Below are 16582 nucleotides of genomic sequence, written 5' to 3' on the forward strand. Positions count from 1 at the left end.
GACGACGGGGAGCCCGGCTCAAACAACACTGATGTAGTTTGGTATCCGCCGCCAGGCTACCGTAGCGTTGGGCGCTTTCCGAGCAACGCACTTCCGACACGGACATGTGTCGCGCCGGCGTCCACCGCCGCCTCCAGGTCAGCGCTCATTCCGGCCGAAACCATCCATGCCTCCGGCACGGCGGCTCTGAGCTGGTCAGACACCTCCGCCAGCCGGGCGAACGCCGGCTCCGGCGGCTGGTCCAGCGGAGCCACCGCCATCACCCCGGCGAGTCGCAGATCGGACTGGCTCAGGATGCACTCGACCACCGGCCAGAAGCCGGTCACTCCATCCGCCGAGTCCGGCAACGCGCCGCCGCGCCCCGCCATGCCGTCCAGACTGACCTGGACCAGCACGTCGAGCGGTCGACCACGCCGACCGGCAGCGGCGGCCAGGGCCCGGGCCAGGGGCACCCGGTCGACCGAGTGCACCAGGTCCGCGTAGCCGACCACCGACCGGCACTTGTTGCGCTGCAGTTGGCCGACGAAGTGCCAGCGCAGCCCGGGCCCGCCGGACGGTCCGGGGGCCAGCTCGGCGGCCTTGGCCGCCGCCTCCTGGTCCCGGTTCTCGCCGACGTCGGTGACCCCGAGCTCGGCCAGCAGCCGCACGTCGGCGGCCGGATATGTCTTGGTCACCGCGATCAGCGTGACGCTGTCCACCGGTCGACCCGCTGCCGCCGTGGCGGCGGCGAGCCGGGACCGTACGGCGGCCAGCCGGTCGGCCAGTTCCGCGCGTCGGCGTTCGGTGTCGACAGTCATGATCCGTTCTTGAGAAAGTCCGGCACGTCGACGTCGTCGAAGAGCACCCGGCGGGTCTGCTGGGTCGGCGTCTGAGGCGCCGGGGCGACAGCCGGGCCGGCCGGCGCGGCCGGCGAGACCGGCGCGGCCGGGACCTTACGCGGACCCTCGGCCGGCTTGTACGCGGGAGCGCCACCGTCGAAGCCGGCGGCGATGACGGTGACCCGCACCTCGTCGCCCAGCGCGTCGTCGATGACCGCCCCGAAGATGATGTTGGCGTCGGCGTGTGCCGCGTCGGTGACCAACTGTGCCGCGTCGTTGATCTCGAACAGGCCGAGATCGGATCCACCGGCGATGGAGAGCAGCACCCCCCGGGCACCGTCCATGCTCTGCTCCAGCAGCGGACTGGAGATCGCCGCCTCGGCCGCCTCGACCGCCCGGTTCTCGCCCCGCGCGCTGCCGATCCCCATCAACGCGCTACCGGCCCCGCTCATCACGCTCTTGACGTCGGCGAAGTCCAGGTTGATCAGGCCGGGCGTGGTGATCAGGTCGGTGATGCCCTGGACACCGGAGAGCAGCACCTGGTCGGCCTGCCGGAAGGCGTCCATCATGCTGATCCCCCGGTCGCCGAGGGCCAGCAGCCGATCGTTCGGTATGACGATCAGCGTGTCGCACTGGTTACGCAACTCCTCGATACCGGCCTCGGCCTGCACCTGGCGTCGCTTGCCCTCGAAGGAGAACGGTCGGGTGACCACGCCGATCGTCAGGGCACCGAGCTTGCGGGCGATGTTGGCCACCACCGGCGCCCCACCGGTGCCGGTACCGCCGCCCTCACCGCAGGTGACGAAGACCATGTCGGCGCCCTTGAGCACCTCCTCGATCTCGTCGCGGTGATCCTCCGCAGCGTTCTTGCCGACGTCCGGGTTCGCCCCGGCGCCGAGGCCCCGGGTCAGCTCCCGGCCGACGTCGAGCTTGACGTCCGCGTCGCTCATCAGCAACGCCTGGGCGTCGGTGTTGATCGCGATGAACTCGACGCCCTTGAGGCCAACCTCGATCATCCGGTTGACGGCGTTGACTCCGCCTCCGCCGATGCCGACGACCTTGATGACCGCCAGGTAGTTGTGCGGAGGTGTCATCGGGGTGCCTTCCCTTCGAGAGTGGCGGGCGCCGGCCTGACCCGGCCCACTGGGACCACGGAGGACAGACCCGTCGGTACACGAGAGCGGGGCGAACCCTCACCCTCTACTAGAGGCTTAGGGCTATGTCAACCACTGAACCTCTCCGGGCAACGTATGCGCACGTACCGCGTGATCCAAGGACCATGCTGGGCGTGTCGCAGGCCGCACCGGGCCGAGCCAGTCTCGGCAAACCGTAATGTACCTTCTACACCGATCCGCCCTGAAATCACCCAGACGACATGCCGGATCAGCGGATGGTCACCACATCCGGCGCGCTGACGTCGATCACGCTGCCGTCCTGGACCAGCAACGCGTCGGCGACCCGGGCCTTGACCGCATTCTCCGTGGCGTCACCCCAGATCACCACCCGGTCGTCGGCGATCCGTAGCTCGATCCCGGCCGGGCCGCTGACCACGACCTCCACCAGCACCGCGCGCAGCTGGGCGGTCAGCGACTCGAGCACCCCGACCGCGTCACGGACCAACGCCTGATCGAACTCGGCAGTCTCCAGCCGGACGACCGCCAGGTCGTCCGGACGCGCAGCCAGTGTCCGGAAGGCCACCCCGGCCCCGTCGACCACGACGAACGCGTCTTCCCGGGGCACCACGGCGGCCGGCACCCGCTCCACCACGGTGATCACCACCGTACCCGGCCAGTCCCGGCTCGCCACCGCCCGCTCCACCGCAGCCAGGCCGGAGACCCGACCGGCCACCGCGGCCAGATCCACCCGCGCCAGTGGGGTCCCCGGCGGAATCTGCGCGGCCTGCCGTACGTCCGACTCGGTCACCAGCGCCGCCCCCGCGACCCGGACCTGGTCCACGCCGAACACCGAGGTCGCCGAGACCACCCACCAGCTGACCGCGGCCAGGGCCGCCACGCAACCGGCCACCGCCCAGGGCAGCGCGGCCCGCAACCGTCGTCGCCGGGCCCGGCGCATGAACCGCCGGACCGACGGCGGCACCGCCTCCCGGCTCGCCCGGACCAGCCGCCAGCGGCCCGTCGACCCGTCCGGGCGTCCCGGCTGGCGCCGGGTGTGCCCGGTATCCGCTCCCGCCGGCCCGGACCGGGCGGCGCTCGCCCCGGCCCGACCAGTCCGACCTGCCGGCCGGGCATCGCCCACCCGACCGGCACCGGACCGGCCCGAGCCGGGTCGCGGCGGGCGACCTGGCGGGGTCATCCTGCGTCGGCCGCCGCAACGGCGAGCGCGGACAACAGTTCGTCACCCAGCAACGAAATCGGCGGAGCGCCCATCGTGACCACCAGGTCACCCGGCTGGCAGCGGCGGACCACCTCCGGTGGAACGTCCTCCCAGGACGGTACGAACGCCTTGTGATCGTCCGGCAACGGGACGTCCGCCGTCAGCGCCACCCCGCCCTCGCCCGGCTCCCGCAGCTCACCCGGTCCGAACACCTCCATCACTATCACCTCGTCGGCGATCGCCAGGGCGGCGGCCAGCTCGGCCTGCAGGTCCCGGGTCCGGTAGACCCGGTAGGGCTGGAACACCACCACCAGCCGTCCGGCACCGGCGACCTCCCGCATGGTGTGCAGCGCCGCGGTCATCGACGTCGGGTGGTAGGCGTACTCGTCGTAGACGGTGACGCCGCCGACCGAGCCCTTGCGTTCGAACCGGCGCCGTACCCCGGGAAACGCGCCCAGCGCGGCGACCGCGTCACTCAACGGCAGCCCGAGGCGCAGCGCGGTGAGCACCGCGGCGGCGCTGTTGAGCCCGAGATGCCGGCCGGGCACCGGCAGGGCGATCTCGCCGAGCGTCGCGCCGTCCAGCGTGGCCAGATAGCGGACCCCGGCTGCGGACGACGTGATCTCGGACAGCCGCAGGTCTGCGTCAGCGGACTCGCCGTAGGTGTAGACGGTCCGGCCCTGGTCGCGCAGCGCCTCGGTGAGCTGCCGGGTCCCGGGGTTGTCCGCGCAGGTCACCACGAACCCATCCGGATCGGTCAACCCAGCGAACTCGGCGAAACCCGCAGCGAGCCCGGCCAGATCACCGTACGTGTTGAGGTGATCCGCGTCGATGTTGGTGATGATCGACACGAACGGGCGGTAGAGCAGGAACGAACGGTCACTCTCGTCGGCCTCGACAACGAAGTACTCACCCGTACCGTGGTGGGCGTTCGAACCCACCTCGGAAATCTCGCCACCGATGACGAACGACGGGTCTTCGCCGGCCCGCTGCAGGGTCAGGGTCACCATCGAGGTGGTCGTGGTCTTGCCGTGGGTGCCGGCGACCGCGATCGTCCGCCGGCCGGTCATCGCCGCCGCAAGGGCCTCCGACCGGTGCAGCACCCGCAGCCCGCGCCGACGGGCGGCCGCCAGCTCCACGTGGTCGGCCGGGATGGCGGTGGAGTAGACCACCGTGTCCACCCCGTCGAGGTTGGCCTCCTCGTGGCTCATGTGAATGGTGCCGCCGAGTGCCCGTAGCACCGCCAGCGACGGCCAGTCCCGCAGCTCGCTGCCGGTCACCGGGATCCCCCTGGTCAGCAGGAGGCGGGCCAGACCGCTCATCCCGACCCCGCCGATGCCGATCAGGTGTACGGTGCCCAGCTCCTCAGCGGTGAGCGTACCGGTGGGGGCGAACTCGGTGATGTTCACGTGGTCACCTTCCCGTGCGGGTCATCGGGACACCGCCTCGTAGACGAAGTCGAGCAGCGCCTCGTCGCCGTCGCGGCGACCGTACTGCGCCGCCGCCGCGCCCATCGCGGCCAGCCGCTGCGGGTCGCGGGCCAACGGGACCACGACCTGCTCCACCCATGCCGGGGTCAGTTCGGCATCGTCGACGAGCAGACCGCCACCGGCCTCGACCACCGGCAGCGCGTTTCGCTTCTGCTCCTGGTTGCTGTGCGGATAGGGCACGTAGACCGCAGGCAGTCCGATCGCGGCGACCTCGGCGCAGGTCATCGCACCCCCCCGGCAGACCATCAGGTCGGCTGCGGCGTACCCGAGCTCCATCTCCGACAGGTACGTCAGCGTCACGTACGGCACCGGCAGATCACTGGGCACCGAGACCGGCTCGTTGCGGGCACCGATCGCGTGCAGCACCTGGACACCGGCCCGGGACAGCTCCTTCGCCGCCCCGGCAACCGCCAGGTTGATCGACCGGGCGCCCTGGGATCCACCGGAGACGAACACCGTCGGCAGATCCGGTCGCAGCCCGAAGTGCGCTCGGGCGGCTTCCCGAGTGGCCGCCCGGTCCAGCCCGGTGATGGACCGGCGCAGCGGCACCCCGACCACCCGGGCGTCGCGCAGCGACTCGGCCTGGTTCGGCTGGTGTGGGAAGCCCACCGCGACGTGCTTGGTGAACTTCATGCCCATCCGGTTGGCCACGCCCGGAGGCACGTTCACCTCGTGCACCACGATCGGCATCTCACGACGCCACGCCGCCAGGTAGGCCGGTACGGACACATACCCGCCAAAGCCCACCACCGCATCGGCCCGTACCTCGTCGATGATTTTGCCGGCGGCGCGGGCTGCCTTGAACATCCGGTCTGGCGTACGCACGAGGTCCATGTTGACCGACCGAGGCAGCTGATGTGCGGGGATCAACCGCAGATCGTACCCTTTCGGCGGAATCAGCTCGTTTTCTAGCCCTCTAGGGGTACCGAGACAGGTGATCTGCACACTCGGGTCGTGCCGACGCAGACAGTCGGCGAACGCCAACAGCGGGTAGACGTGCCCACCGGACCCCCCACCTGCCAGCACCACCGATCGCAGCGGACCCATCAGCATCTCCTCTCGCTCGACTCGGTGGCCGCGCGGCGGACCCGACGGGACCACCGACGGCTTACGCGGCACGCCGGGCGGTGCGTACGGGGCCCGTCGACCCGGATGCGCGCTTCGCGGGGGTACGTTAACGCCCGTCCCGTCGCCGTGGCACACGGGGCGGCACCGATCCGCTCTGGCTACCCGACCGTGACGTACCGCGACCGTCCGGCTGCCCGGCACCGGCCCGCCGCGGTCCGACGCCGGTCATCCGCGGCTTGGCGGGGTGGCGCTGGCGGGGCATCGGCGGCAGCGGGGCCCAGACTAGTCGCACCCAGCGGGCCGGCGGACGGGCGTTGAGCGCCCGGGCGGCGTCGGGTTCGGCCCGGGCGAACGACGCCAGCATGCCGATCGCGGCGAGCGTGACCACCAGCGCGCTGCCACCGGCGGAGATGAACGGCAGCGGAATACCGGTGATCGGCAGCAGCCCGATCACCCCGGATATGTTGATCACCGCCTGGCTGATCAGCCAGCTGGCCGCCGCTGCGGCGGCCAGTCGTCGGAACGGGTCGTCCACCCGGCGGGCAATCCGCAACGCGGTGTACGCGAGGACCGCGAACAGGGCCAGCACCACGACGCAGCCGACCACCCCGAGTTCCTCGGCGACGATGGCGAAGATGAAATCGTCCTCGGCCTGCGGCAGGTAGCCCCACTTCAACCGGCTGGAGCCGAGCCCTTCACCGAACCATCCCCCGTTCGCGATCGCGTACCTCGCCTGCAGCGCCTGGTAGCAGTCGTCGACGCACTGGTCAGGTGGGGTGAAGAACGATGTCAGCCGGGCCAGCCGGTAGTTGTCCGCGTCCTGGGCGCCGGAACCGGCACCCTGCCAGGCGGCGGCGATCAGCAGGCCGATGCCGACCAGCCCGACCGCGCCCAACGTGGCGAAGATCCGCAGCGGTACACCGGCCGCCCAGAGCAGCCCGACGACCAGGGCCAGGATGCACAGCATGGTGCCCAGGTCGTTGTAGCCGACCAGGAGGAACAACAGGCCGACGGCGGGGAACAGCGGGATGGCCAACTCCCGCCAGTGACCCAGCTCGGCACCCTTGCGGGCGATGACGTCGGCACCCCACAGCACCAGGCCGAGCTTGGCCAGCTCGGACGGTTGCAGCTGGAAGGAACCGAAGTAGAGCCAGAGCAGCTCCGCCTCCACCGGACCGACCCGGGCGGCCTGCCAGCCCGCCAGCGTGGACACCAGCAGCAGGCCGTTGAGCAGTAGCAGCAGGGCGACCGCCGCGCCGAGCACCACGATGCCCAGAGTACGGAACGTCGCTGCCGGCAGCCGCTGACAGATCCAGAACGCGACCAGGCCGATCACCGCGAAGGTCGCCTGCCGACTCAGCACGCTGAACGCGCTGCCGTCGTCGATGTACGCCTTGATGCTGGTCGCGGAGAAGACCATGGTCAGGCCGATCATCAGCAGCAGCCCGCTGCTGAAGATCAGCAGATAGTACGAGGCGAGCGGCCGGGCCAGCAGACCACGCAACGCGGCCAGTCCGCCGATCGGATCCAGCCGGGCCGCGGGGCCGTGCCGATCTGGGACAGACCGGTCCGCAGCCGGGCGGTCCGGGACAGACCGGTCCGCAGCGGTGACAGGCCGATCAGTGACGGGCCGGCCCGGGTCAGCGCTCATCCGGGCCGCCACCTGTCGTCGCCATCGGTCCATCATCGGCGCTGCCGTCCCCGGCGGCCGGACATCAACACAGCACCGGCGTGTCGGGCCGGCCGCCACGACGGGCGCGGGCCGGCTTGGGCTAGCCCATCACCGCGAGGAACTCGCTGTAGAACAGGCCGAGACCGATCGCCACGCCGATCCCGGCGATGATCCAGAACCGGACGACGATGTTGACCTCGCTCCATCCGGCCAGTTCGAAATGGTGCTGCAGGGGCGACATCCGGAACACCCGCTTGCCGGTGGTGCGGAACGAGATGATCTGGATCACCACCGACATGGTGATGATGACGAAGAGCCCACCGATGATCAGCAGCAGCAGCATGGTCCTGGTCGCCATCGCCATCCCGGCGATCAGCCCGCCGAGCCCGAGCGCGCCGGTGTCACCCATGAAGATCCGCGCCGGCGAGGTATTCCACCAGAGGAAACCGACACAGGCCCCGGCTGCCGCACCAGCGATCAACGCGATCTCCAACGGGTCGCGCACCTGGTAGCAGTACTGGGCGGTGTAGTTCGGATCGGCGCACCAGTGCCGGTACTGCCAGAAGGCGATCAACGCGTAGGTGCCGAGCACCATCACCGACGCGCCGGTGGCCAGACCGTCCAGCCCGTCGGTCAGGTTGACGCCGTTGGTCGTGGCCATCACCACCAGGATGAAGATGACCACCGACGCGGCCTTGCCGACGTCGAGGGCGTCGATGTCGCGGATGAACGACAGCGTGGTGCTGCCGACCGTCTCGGTGTTGGTCGCGTCGCCGGTGGAGTCCACCATCGTGCTCGGGAAGTACAGCGCGATCACCCCGAACACCGCGCCGACCAGGATCTGACCGAGTAGCTTGCCCCGCTTGTTCAGCCCGGCGCTGTTGCGCTTGCGGACCTTGAGGAAGTCGTCGACGAAGCCGACCGCCCCGGAGAAGACCAACAGGCCGAGCAGGACGAGCGCGGTGATGGTCGGCCCGACCTGGGCGATCTGCTGGGCCGGCAGGGTGGTCAGGGCGAGGTGACCGGCGACGTACGCGATCACCGTCGCCACGATGAAGACCACGCCGCCCATCGTCGGCGTGCCTTTCTTGCCCTGGTGCATGACCGGGCCTTCGGCCCGGATCGGCTGGCCGGCCTTGAGCCGCGTGAAGACCTTGATCGCCACCGGGGTGCCGAACAGCGACACCAGGAAGGCCACGGCCGCCGCGACGATGACCGCTCTCACGCCGTCGCCTCCCCGGCCCCGGTCACCGGCGTACCCTCGGAGGCCGATCCGTCGCGCAGCGCGTCGGCGACCTCCCAGGTGCGGTACCGCGAGCCCTTCACCAGCACCACGTCCCCGTCGGTGAGTTCCCGCCGGAGCAGGTCGATCGCCGCCTGTTGATCGGTGACCAGCACCGACTCCCCTTCCCACGTCGCAACCGCCGCCGCCCCATGCCGGATCGGCGCGGCCTGTTCACCCACCACCAACAGCCGGTGCACGCCGAGCTCGGCGGCCAACCTGCCGACCTCGGCGTGCCCCTGCTCCTCGTACTCGCCAAGCTCAGCCATGTAGCCAAGCACCGCAGTGGTCCGTCGCCCCGAGCCGAGATCGACCAACGCCCGCAGCGCCGCCGCCGTGGAGGCGGGGTTGGCGTTGTAGGAATCGTCGATCACGGTGATTCCGTCCGCCCGGTCGATCACGTCCATCCGACGGGTCGAGACCAGCCGGAGCTGGCCGAGCCCGGCCGCCAGCTCCGCCGGGTCGGACAGCCCCAGCTCGATCGCCACGGCTGCGGCGAGCAGGCTGTTACCGACCTGATGCCGGCCGCTGACCGCTAGCCGCACCGGCGCCGACCCTGCCGGGGTGACCAGCTGGTACGCGGCCCTCCCGCGGTCATCCACTGTGACGTTCTCGGCGCGCACCGTCGCCGCGGAGTCCTCCCCGGCCAGCACCACCCGCCCGGCGGTGCGTTCAGCCATCTGCCGCACCCGGGGGTCGTCGGCGTTGAGCACCGCGACGCCGTCAGCCGGCAACGCCTCGACCAGCTCGCCCTTGGCGGTGGCGATGGCGTCGACCGAACCGAACTCCCCGAGGTGCGCGACCCCGACGTTGATCACCACGCCGATCCGGGGCGGCGCGACCTCGCACAGGTGCCGGATGTGGCCGATGCCCCGGGCACCCATCTCCAGCACCAGAAACCGGGTCTCGGCGTCGGCCTGCAGCACGGTGTACGGGTGGCCGAGTTCGTTGTTGAACGAGCCGGCCGGCGCCACCGTCGGGCCGAGCCCGGCGGCGAGCTGCGCGATCAGGTCCTTGGTCGTGGTCTTGCCCGACGATCCGGTCAGACCGATCACGGTCAGCTGGGGCAGTCGGTCCAGGACCGCCCGGGCCAGCCGGGCCATCGCGTCGAGCGGGTCGTCGACGAGCACCATCGGCACCGGGGTGGCTCCGCCGTCGACGGCGATCGGGCGGGTGCCGAGCACCGCGACGGCTCCGGCGGCGAGCGCCGCGCCGGCGAAATCGTGCCCGTCGACTCGCTCGCCGGCGAAGGCGACGAACAACCCGCCGGGCCCGATCCTGCGGGAGTCGAACTCCACGCCGCCGGTGACCCGGCTGGCTGGATCGGCGTCCTGCAGCCGCCCATCGACCGCCTCGGCCACCTCGGCCAGCGTCATCGTGATCATTTCTGCCTCACCAGTGCCGGGAACCGGGCGGTCAGTGACGCCGCGAGCTCCACCCGGTCGTCGAACGGCTGGACGTTGCCGTCGATCTCCTGTCCCTGCTCGTGGCCCTTGCCGAGCAGCGCGACCACGTCGGTGGGCCCGGCAAGCCGGACCGCCTCGTCGATCGCCGCCCGCCGGCCGGCGACCTCCATCACCTCGGCTCCGGCGACGCCGTCGGCCCCGTGGCGTACCTCGGCCCGGATCGCCGCCGGGTCCTCGGTCCGCGGGTTGTCGTCGGTGACGATCACCAGATCGGCACCGCGGGCGGCGGCGGCGCCCATCGTCGGACGTTTGCCCCGGTCCCGGTCGCCCCCGGCTCCGATCACACAGATCAGCCGGCCCCGCCGGGAGTCGGCGAGACCGCGCAGCGCGGTCAGCACGGCGACGATAGCGTCCGGCTTGTGCGCGTAGTCCACCACGCCGAGCACCGGGCCGGGGGCAGCGACCTGTTCCAGCCGGCCGGGTACGCCGGGGCAGTCGGCCACTCCGGCAGCGGCCGTGGCCGGATCGACGCCGAGCGCGACCAGGGTCGCGATGGCCAGCAGCGCGTTCGCCACGTTGTGCCGCCCCGGCAGCCCGACGGCGGCCTCGATGGAGATCCTGTCCGGACCCAGGGCGATGAAGTGTTGCCGGTAGCCGTCGTCGCTGACCGCCGCAGCCCGCCAGGTGGCGGCGGCGTCCCCGGCGGCCGAGTAGGTGACCGTGTGCGGACGACGCAGCGGCTCCAGGGCCGGGTCGTCGTGGTTGAGCACCTCGACCGCGCAGCGGCCGTCGAAAAGCCGGGCCTTGGCGGCGAAGTAATCGGCGGCGTCGGCGTGGAAGTCGAGGTGGTCCGACCCGAAGTTGGTGTAGCCGCCGACCGCGAACCGCACACCACCGACCCGGTCCAGGGCCAGCGCGTGGCTCGACACCTCCATTACCACGCTGGCCACGCCGTGCTCGCGGGCCACGGCCAACATCGCGTGCAGGTCGGTCGCCTCGGGGGTGGTCCGCACGCTGGGCACGATCAGTTCGCCGAGGCGGGTCTCGACCGTGCCGATCAACCCGGTCGACTGGCCGGCGGCCCGCAGCCCCGACTCGACCAGGTACGCGGTGGAGGTCTTGCCGGCGGTGCCGGTCAACCCGATCATGGCCAGGTGCCGGGTCGGCTCGCCGTAGACAACCGCCGCGACCCGGCCCAGTACGGTCCTCGGCTCGGGGACCACCAGGGCGGGCAGCCCGGCTTCGGCAGCCGCCGGGGCGCCGGCCGGATCGGTGAGCACGGCCACCGCGCCTCGGGCACCAGCGTCGGCGACGAACTCGGCGCCGTGCCGGCGGGCTCCGGGCAGCGCGGCGTACAGGTCACCGGGCCGGACGTCGCCGCTGGCGTGGGTGATTCCGCTGATCAGCGGGGCTGCGGCGGTCGGTGGCGGCACCGCCAGCGACGCGGCGAGCTCCGCGAACGGAATCGGACGATTGGTGCGGGGTCGTGGATTGCCGGGCACGGCGCTAGACCCTACCCGGTCCGCGGTCCGGGCCCGCGCAGCGGCGTACCGGTCACTCCGCATCGCGCGGCGTTTCGTCCGTACGGATGAGTCCCGAACGTCGGTCGGGACGGACCGTCACGGGTGCACCACGAAACGGGGTGGCTCGGTGCCGGTCGGCGGCACCCGGTAGTGCAGCAGGGTGAAGCGCATCATGTCGCGAAACGCCGGGGCGGCGACGTCCCCGCAGTCACCACCGGGGGTGTGCGACATCACGGCGATCACGTAACGCGGGTCGTCGGCCGGCGCCATGCCGATGAACGACGTCACCTCGCCCGGGGCGACGGAGCCGTTGACGATCCGCCGACCGGTGCCGGTCTTGCCGGCCACCCGGTAGCCGGGGACCGCCGCCGCAGTGCCGGTGGCACCGGGGATGGTGGTGACGCCTTCCATGATCCAGCGCAGCGTGGCGGCGTTGTCGGCGCCGAGCACCCGACGGGCGGTCGGCTCCTCGGTCGGGGTCCGCTGCCCGTGCTCGTCGATGATCTCCCGGACCAGTCGGGGCGGTACGTAGACGCCGTCGTTGGCGATCGCCGCGTACGCGGCGGCCATCTGCAGCGGGGTGGCGTCGACGCTGTGCCCGAGCGGCACCGACCCGTACGACGAGGCGCTCCACTCGTCCAGCGGCAGCACCCGGCCGCTGGCCTCGCCGGGCAGTCCGACACCGGTCGGGCTACCCAGACCGAACGCCTGCTGGTACGCGTGCAGCCGCTCCGGCCCGAGCTGGTCGGCGATCTTGATCGTGCCGACGTTCGACGAGTAGGCCAGCATGCCGGCCAGGCTGGTCGCGACACCCGCCTCGATCGGGCGGGTGTCCCGGAAGGTGGTGTCGCCCTTGCGGATCGTCGGCCCGAGGTCGAGTGTGGTGTCGGGCCCGATCAGCCCTTCCTCCAAGGCCGCGGCGAGCACCAGCGGCTTGTGCACCGAGCCGGGTTCGGCGGTGAAGGTGGTGGCGATGTCCTGCCGGTCGGACGGGTCGCTGGACCACGCGTCGGCGGCGTTGTAGGTGGGCTCGCTGGCCTGGGCGAGCACCTCCCCGGTACGCGGGTCCAGTACCACCGCGGCGGCCACGCTGACGGTGCACTGCTCCAGCGTCGCGCTGAGGATGCGTTGCACCTCGTACTGCAGGTCCCGGTCGATGGTGAGCACCAGCGAACTGCCGGGCTGCGGCTCGGTCTCCTGCCGGTAGCCGCCGGGAATCTCGGCCAATCGCAGGTCACGGTTGCCCTGCTCGGCGATCCGCTGCCCGTTCACCCCGCGCAGCACCTCGTCGTAGCGCGCCTCGAGGCCTTCCAGCCCGTTCATGTCCAGGCCGACGAAGCCGAGCAGGTTCGCGGCCAGGTCGTTGCCGGGCACCTCGCGCCGTTCGTCGTAGTCCACCCCGATACCTGCCAGCTCAAGGTCCATCACCTGGTCGGCGAGTTCGACGTCCACCCCACGGGCCAGGAACTCGAACCGCGACTCCTGCCCGTCCTCGCGGGTCTGCGGCACCAGCCGGTCCAGCAGCGTGGAGCGGGGGATGCCGAGCAGCGGTGACAGCGCCTCCGCCGTCGCCTGCGGATCCTCGACCAGACCCGGGTCGGAGTAGACGAACCGGGCGGCGACGCTGTGTGCCAGCACCGCGCCGGTGCGGTCGTAGATGCTGCCCCGGGGGGCGGGCACGACGACCGGCGAGCCGACCCGGTCCCAGACGCCGCCGTCGGCGTACGCCGGGGCGTCGACGACCTGCAGCACGATCAGCCGGATCCCGATCACCACGAACATGGTCAGGGTGAGAAAGGTGCCCAGCCGCAGCCGGCGCCGGGGGTCGGCCAGCCGGGGCAGGGTGGCGGGCCGCCGTGGGCGGCCCCGAGTGCCCTGTCGGGCCGGGCCCGGGGCACGCCGGGCGGAGCCGGACGACGCCTGCCGGGACTTGCCGGCCGACCCGGCACGGCCGGTGGTCGACCTGCGGCGGTCGGAGTCGGCTCCGCGTCGCGCTGCCCGGTCCGGGTCCACGTCGCGGCGCGACGTGCTCCGCAGGTCGGCGTCGCGACGTGGTCCGGTACCCCGGTCGCCGGGGTCCGCCGGACCGGTCCGGGCTGGCGGCCGACCGCTGGTGGACCGACCCCCGTCGAGCACCTGCAGCGCGGGCCGGAACGGATCCCGACTGCGTTCGGCGCGGCCGGTGCGGCGTTGCTCGGCAGACTCGCGCACCGTCCTACCCCGGGGGGTGTAGGCGCGGGCGTCGGCGATGCCGCCGATCGGGCCGGGTTCACCGACGCCGCCGCGCCGGGATCCACGTGGATCCCGGCGCGGCGGATCGGAACGGTCAGCCACCCGGCCTACTCCCCCGCCCCCTGCTGCGAGCTGGTGATGGCCGGCTCACCGGTGGCCGGCTGCGGTACGCCGATGATCCGTCCGTCCGGCAGCCGGATGAACGCTGGCGGACCGGACTCGACCAGACCGAGCTTGCGTGCCTGAGCGGCCAGGTTGTTCGGCGCCTCGTACTGCGCGATCTCCTTCTCCAGCTGCTGCTCCTGCAGATCCAGGTTCGACTGCTGCTGCTGCAGCGTGCCGATCCGCACCGCGTTCTCGTTGATCTTGGTGTTGACCAGCAGCACACCGAGCACCCCACCGACGACGACCACCAGGATCATCGCGATGAACGGTGCCCGGGGCACCGACACCGGTGCCGGCGGTGCGACCCGCAGTCGCGGCGGCGCCGGCTCCGCCGAGCTGTCCCAGACCCGGACCGAGTCCTGAGTCGTGGACTGCTCCTGCAGCGCCGCGCTGCCCTGGGTCACGTAGCCCCCTGACGGGTTGCTGCGCCGCGCCGCGGTCCGGCCCCCCGACCGCGGTGCGCCCACCCGGGCGCCGCGCTGACCGACCTGCCCCGAGCGGTCGCGCTTCTCGACGTTCATCTCCCCTCCCCCTACTCCTTCTCGTCACGACCCCGATCGTGACGTCTCCGCCGGCCGGCTATCCCGTCCGGTGTGGATGGCCCGGACGCCGCCGCGTCGGGCCGGTGTGGTGCTCTCCCCGGGTGGGGCCGTTCGCGGGCGGCCCCACCCTTTCCCCGCCCGGCGGTGCCGGCACTGCGCACCGCCGCCTGTCCGATGTGCTCCGCCGCGCGCAGCCGTACCGACGCCGCCCGCGGGTTGGCCGCGATCTCCGCCTCGCTGGCCTGCTCGGCACCCCGGCCGAGCAGCCGCAGCGTCGGGCCGGTGCCCGGCAGCTCGACCGGCAGCTCCACCGGCGCCGTGCTACGCGCCCGGCCAGCCAACGTCTGCTTGGTGATCCGGTCCTCCAGCGAGTGGTAGGACAGCACCACCATGCGGCCGCCGACGTGCAACGCGTCCAGCGCGGCCGGCAGCGCCCTGCGGAGCACCGCCAGCTCCTCGTTTACCTCGATGCGCAACGCTTGAAACGTCCTCTTCGCGGGGTTTCCCCCAGTTCTTCGAGTAGCCGCCGGCACGGCCGACTCGACCAGTTCGGCCAATCGCGTCGACGAGGTGATCGGCTGCCGCTGCCGCTCCCGCACGATCGCCGAGACGATCCGGCTGGCGAACCGCTCCTCGCCGTACTCCCGCAGCACCCGGACCAGGTCCCCCGGGGGGTAGCCGTTCACGATCTCCTCGGCCGTGGTCCCCCGCCCCTGGTCCATCCGCATGTCCAGGGCGACGTCCCGGGAGTAGGCGAACCCGCGCTCGGGCGCGTCGAGCTGCAGTGAGGACACCCCCAGATCGAACAACACGCTGTCCACCCCGGACAGCTCGAGCTGATCAAGGACCTCGGGCAACTCGTCGTACACCGCGTGGACCAGATGGACCCGGTCGGCGAACCCGGCCAGCCTCGCCCGGGCGTGTGCCAGCGCCTCCCGGTCACGGTCCAGCCCCACCAGGGTGACCAGCGGGAACGCCGCCAGCACCGCATGGGCGTGACCGCCCAGGCCGAGAGTCGCGTCGACATGCACGGCCGGCCGGTCACCGCGGTCCAGCGCGGGGGCGAGCAGCTCGAGACACCGCTCGAGCAGCACCGGTACGTGCGTACCGCGAAGCTCCCCCATGTCGACCCCCAGTGGCCTGCCGTGTCGTGCCCGGTTGCTGCGTTGCCGTTCGTCGTACCGCCAGATCCCCATCCGCTCTACTCCCGCCCACCGCCCGTGCCGGACCGGTGCTCGAAACACGCGCCTGGCGCCGGGGAAGTGGCGCCAGGTGCGGGAGCGGCTGGAGATCTCGCAGTACGTCGGACGACCGGTGCCGACCGGCGGCTCTCGCGTCAGCCACCGACACCCGACCTGAAGCCGGGCAGTCGATCATCCGTTGCCCTACAGTCCGCCGGGCAGCACCCCCTCTTCGATGTCCGCGAAGTCGTCCTCGCTATCGGAGAGGTATGTCTCCCATGCCTGCTTGTCCCAGATCTCCACCCGGCTGCTCGCCCCGATCACCACGAGGTCGCGGCCGAGCCCGGCGTACTCCCGCAGATGTGCCGGAATCGTCACCCGGCCCTGCTTGTCGGGCACCTCGTCATGCGCACTGGCGAAGAAGACCCGGCTGTAGGCCCGCGCCGCCTTGTGCGTCATCGGTTGCTCGCGCAGCTGCTCGGCGATCCGCTGGAACTCCGGCGTCGGGAACACGTACAGACAGCGTTCCTGTCCCTTGGTGATCACGACACCTCCCGCCAGCTCGTCCCGAAACTTGGCCGGAAGGATCAACCGGCCCTTTTCGTCCAGGCGCGGAGTATGGGTGCCGAGAAACACGGCCCAACCCCCCTTGCCCTTGTACGGCATTCGCGGTGCCGCATCCCCCGGGGCCGGCGGGCCCTCCCGGCCCCGCCATCGCGCCCCACTCTACTCCACTTCCCTCCACCTGCAACCAGAATCGCGACCGAAACACGCCCGATTCACCGACAAAACCGCACGTCAGCGGGGGTGGTGCCGAGTGGAGGGCGGGCCGGCACCGGTCCGCTTTCCGACAACGCGACACCGAGGTC

13 protein-coding genes are annotated in these 16582 nt (G+C 71.7%); all 13 read right to left on the bottom strand.

What is annotated here, in order from left to right; genetic code table 11:
* Window positions 1-56: 56 nt before the first annotated feature.
* Window positions 57-797, bottom strand: coding sequence for a YggS family pyridoxal phosphate-dependent enzyme (locus O7621_RS24585; protein WP_282231437.1), 741 nt, complete (start codon window positions 795-797; stop codon window positions 57-59).
* Entirely contained in the window at window positions 794-1912 is a 1119-nt protein-coding gene (gene ftsZ, locus O7621_RS24590) for a cell division protein FtsZ (RefSeq protein ID WP_282231438.1), read from the bottom strand. The genes O7621_RS24585 and ftsZ overlap by 4 nt, the downstream gene beginning before the upstream one ends.
* Window positions 1913-2201: 289 nt before the next feature.
* Window positions 2202-2939 (bottom strand): FtsQ-type POTRA domain-containing protein, encoded by a 738-nt coding sequence (locus O7621_RS24595; RefSeq protein WP_282234714.1) that lies wholly within the window; start codon window positions 2937-2939, stop codon window positions 2202-2204.
* 188 nt (window positions 2940-3127) lie between these two features.
* Window positions 3128-4561 (bottom strand): UDP-N-acetylmuramate--L-alanine ligase, encoded by a 1434-nt coding sequence (gene murC, locus O7621_RS24600; RefSeq protein ID WP_282231439.1) that lies wholly within the window; start codon window positions 4559-4561, stop codon window positions 3128-3130.
* Window positions 4562-4582: 21 nt separating this feature from the next.
* Window positions 4583-5689, bottom strand: coding sequence for an undecaprenyldiphospho-muramoylpentapeptide beta-N-acetylglucosaminyltransferase (gene murG / locus O7621_RS24605; RefSeq protein WP_282231440.1), 1107 nt, complete (start codon window positions 5687-5689; stop codon window positions 4583-4585).
* A 127-nt stretch (window positions 5690-5816) separates the two neighbouring features.
* Window positions 5817-7223: a putative peptidoglycan glycosyltransferase FtsW gene (locus O7621_RS24610; protein ID WP_348775330.1), complete on the bottom strand. Its 1407-nt coding sequence runs from the start codon at window positions 7221-7223 to the stop codon at window positions 5817-5819.
* 259 nt (window positions 7224-7482) lie between these two features.
* On the bottom strand, window positions 7483-8607 hold the full coding sequence (gene mraY / locus O7621_RS24615) for a phospho-N-acetylmuramoyl-pentapeptide-transferase (RefSeq protein ID WP_282231442.1): 1125 nt from the start codon (window positions 8605-8607) through the stop codon (window positions 7483-7485).
* Window positions 8604-10049, bottom strand: a complete 1446-nt coding sequence (murF, locus tag O7621_RS24620; protein ID WP_282231443.1) for a UDP-N-acetylmuramoyl-tripeptide--D-alanyl-D-alanine ligase — start codon at window positions 10047-10049, stop codon at window positions 8604-8606. The genes mraY and murF overlap by 4 nt, the downstream gene beginning before the upstream one ends.
* Window positions 10046-11635: a UDP-N-acetylmuramoyl-L-alanyl-D-glutamate--2,6-diaminopimelate ligase gene (locus tag O7621_RS24625; RefSeq protein WP_282231444.1), complete on the bottom strand. Its 1590-nt coding sequence runs from the start codon at window positions 11633-11635 to the stop codon at window positions 10046-10048. Before O7621_RS24625 ends, murF begins: the two co-directional genes overlap by 4 nt.
* A gap of 54 nt (window positions 11636-11689) precedes the next feature.
* Complete coding sequence (locus O7621_RS24630) at window positions 11690-13927, bottom strand: penicillin-binding transpeptidase domain-containing protein (RefSeq protein ID WP_282231445.1); 2238 nt, start codon at window positions 13925-13927, stop codon at window positions 11690-11692.
* Between the two features lie 5 nt (window positions 13928-13932).
* Entirely contained in the window at window positions 13933-14511 is a 579-nt protein-coding gene (locus tag O7621_RS24635) for a hypothetical protein (RefSeq protein ID WP_282231446.1), read from the bottom strand.
* An 11-nt stretch (window positions 14512-14522) separates the two neighbouring features.
* Window positions 14523-15656: a 16S rRNA (cytosine(1402)-N(4))-methyltransferase RsmH gene (rsmH, locus tag O7621_RS24640; protein ID WP_282234715.1), complete on the bottom strand. Its 1134-nt coding sequence runs from the start codon at window positions 15654-15656 to the stop codon at window positions 14523-14525.
* A gap of 261 nt (window positions 15657-15917) precedes the next feature.
* Window positions 15918-16349 carry a division/cell wall cluster transcriptional repressor MraZ gene (gene mraZ / locus O7621_RS24645; RefSeq protein ID WP_123602607.1) on the bottom strand — a complete coding sequence of 144 codons (432 nt, stop codon included), beginning with the start codon at window positions 16347-16349 and terminating at the stop codon, window positions 15918-15920.
* Window positions 16350-16582 lie beyond the last annotated feature (233 nt).

It is taken from the genome of Solwaraspora sp. WMMD937 (assembly GCF_029581175.1).
GTDB lineage: Bacteria > Actinomycetota > Actinomycetes > Mycobacteriales > Micromonosporaceae > Micromonospora_E.

What these genes read in the sequence shown, in the direction of transcription:
- O7621_RS24635 (WP_282231446.1), bottom strand. Translation starts at nt 14,511, where the DNA reads ATGAACGTCGAGAAGCGCGACCGCTCGGGGCAGGTCGGTCAGCGCGGC.
- O7621_RS24585 (WP_282231437.1), bottom strand. Translation starts at nt 797, where the DNA reads ATGACTGTCGACACCGAACGCCGACGCGCGGAACTGGCCGACCGGCTG.
- O7621_RS24625 (WP_282231444.1), bottom strand. Translation starts at nt 11,635, where the DNA reads ATGCGGAGTGACCGGTACGCCGCTGCGCGGGCCCGGACCGCGGACCGG.
- murG (WP_282231440.1), bottom strand. Translation starts at nt 5,689, where the DNA reads ATGGGTCCGCTGCGATCGGTGGTGCTGGCAGGTGGGGGGTCCGGTGGG.
- murF (WP_282231443.1), bottom strand. Translation starts at nt 10,049, where the DNA reads ATGATCACGATGACGCTGGCCGAGGTGGCCGAGGCGGTCGATGGGCGG.
- ftsZ (WP_282231438.1), bottom strand. Translation starts at nt 1,912, where the DNA reads ATGACACCTCCGCACAACTACCTGGCGGTCATCAAGGTCGTCGGCATC.
- rsmH (WP_282234715.1), bottom strand. Translation starts at nt 15,656, where the DNA reads ATGGGGGAGCTTCGCGGTACGCACGTACCGGTGCTGCTCGAGCGGTGT.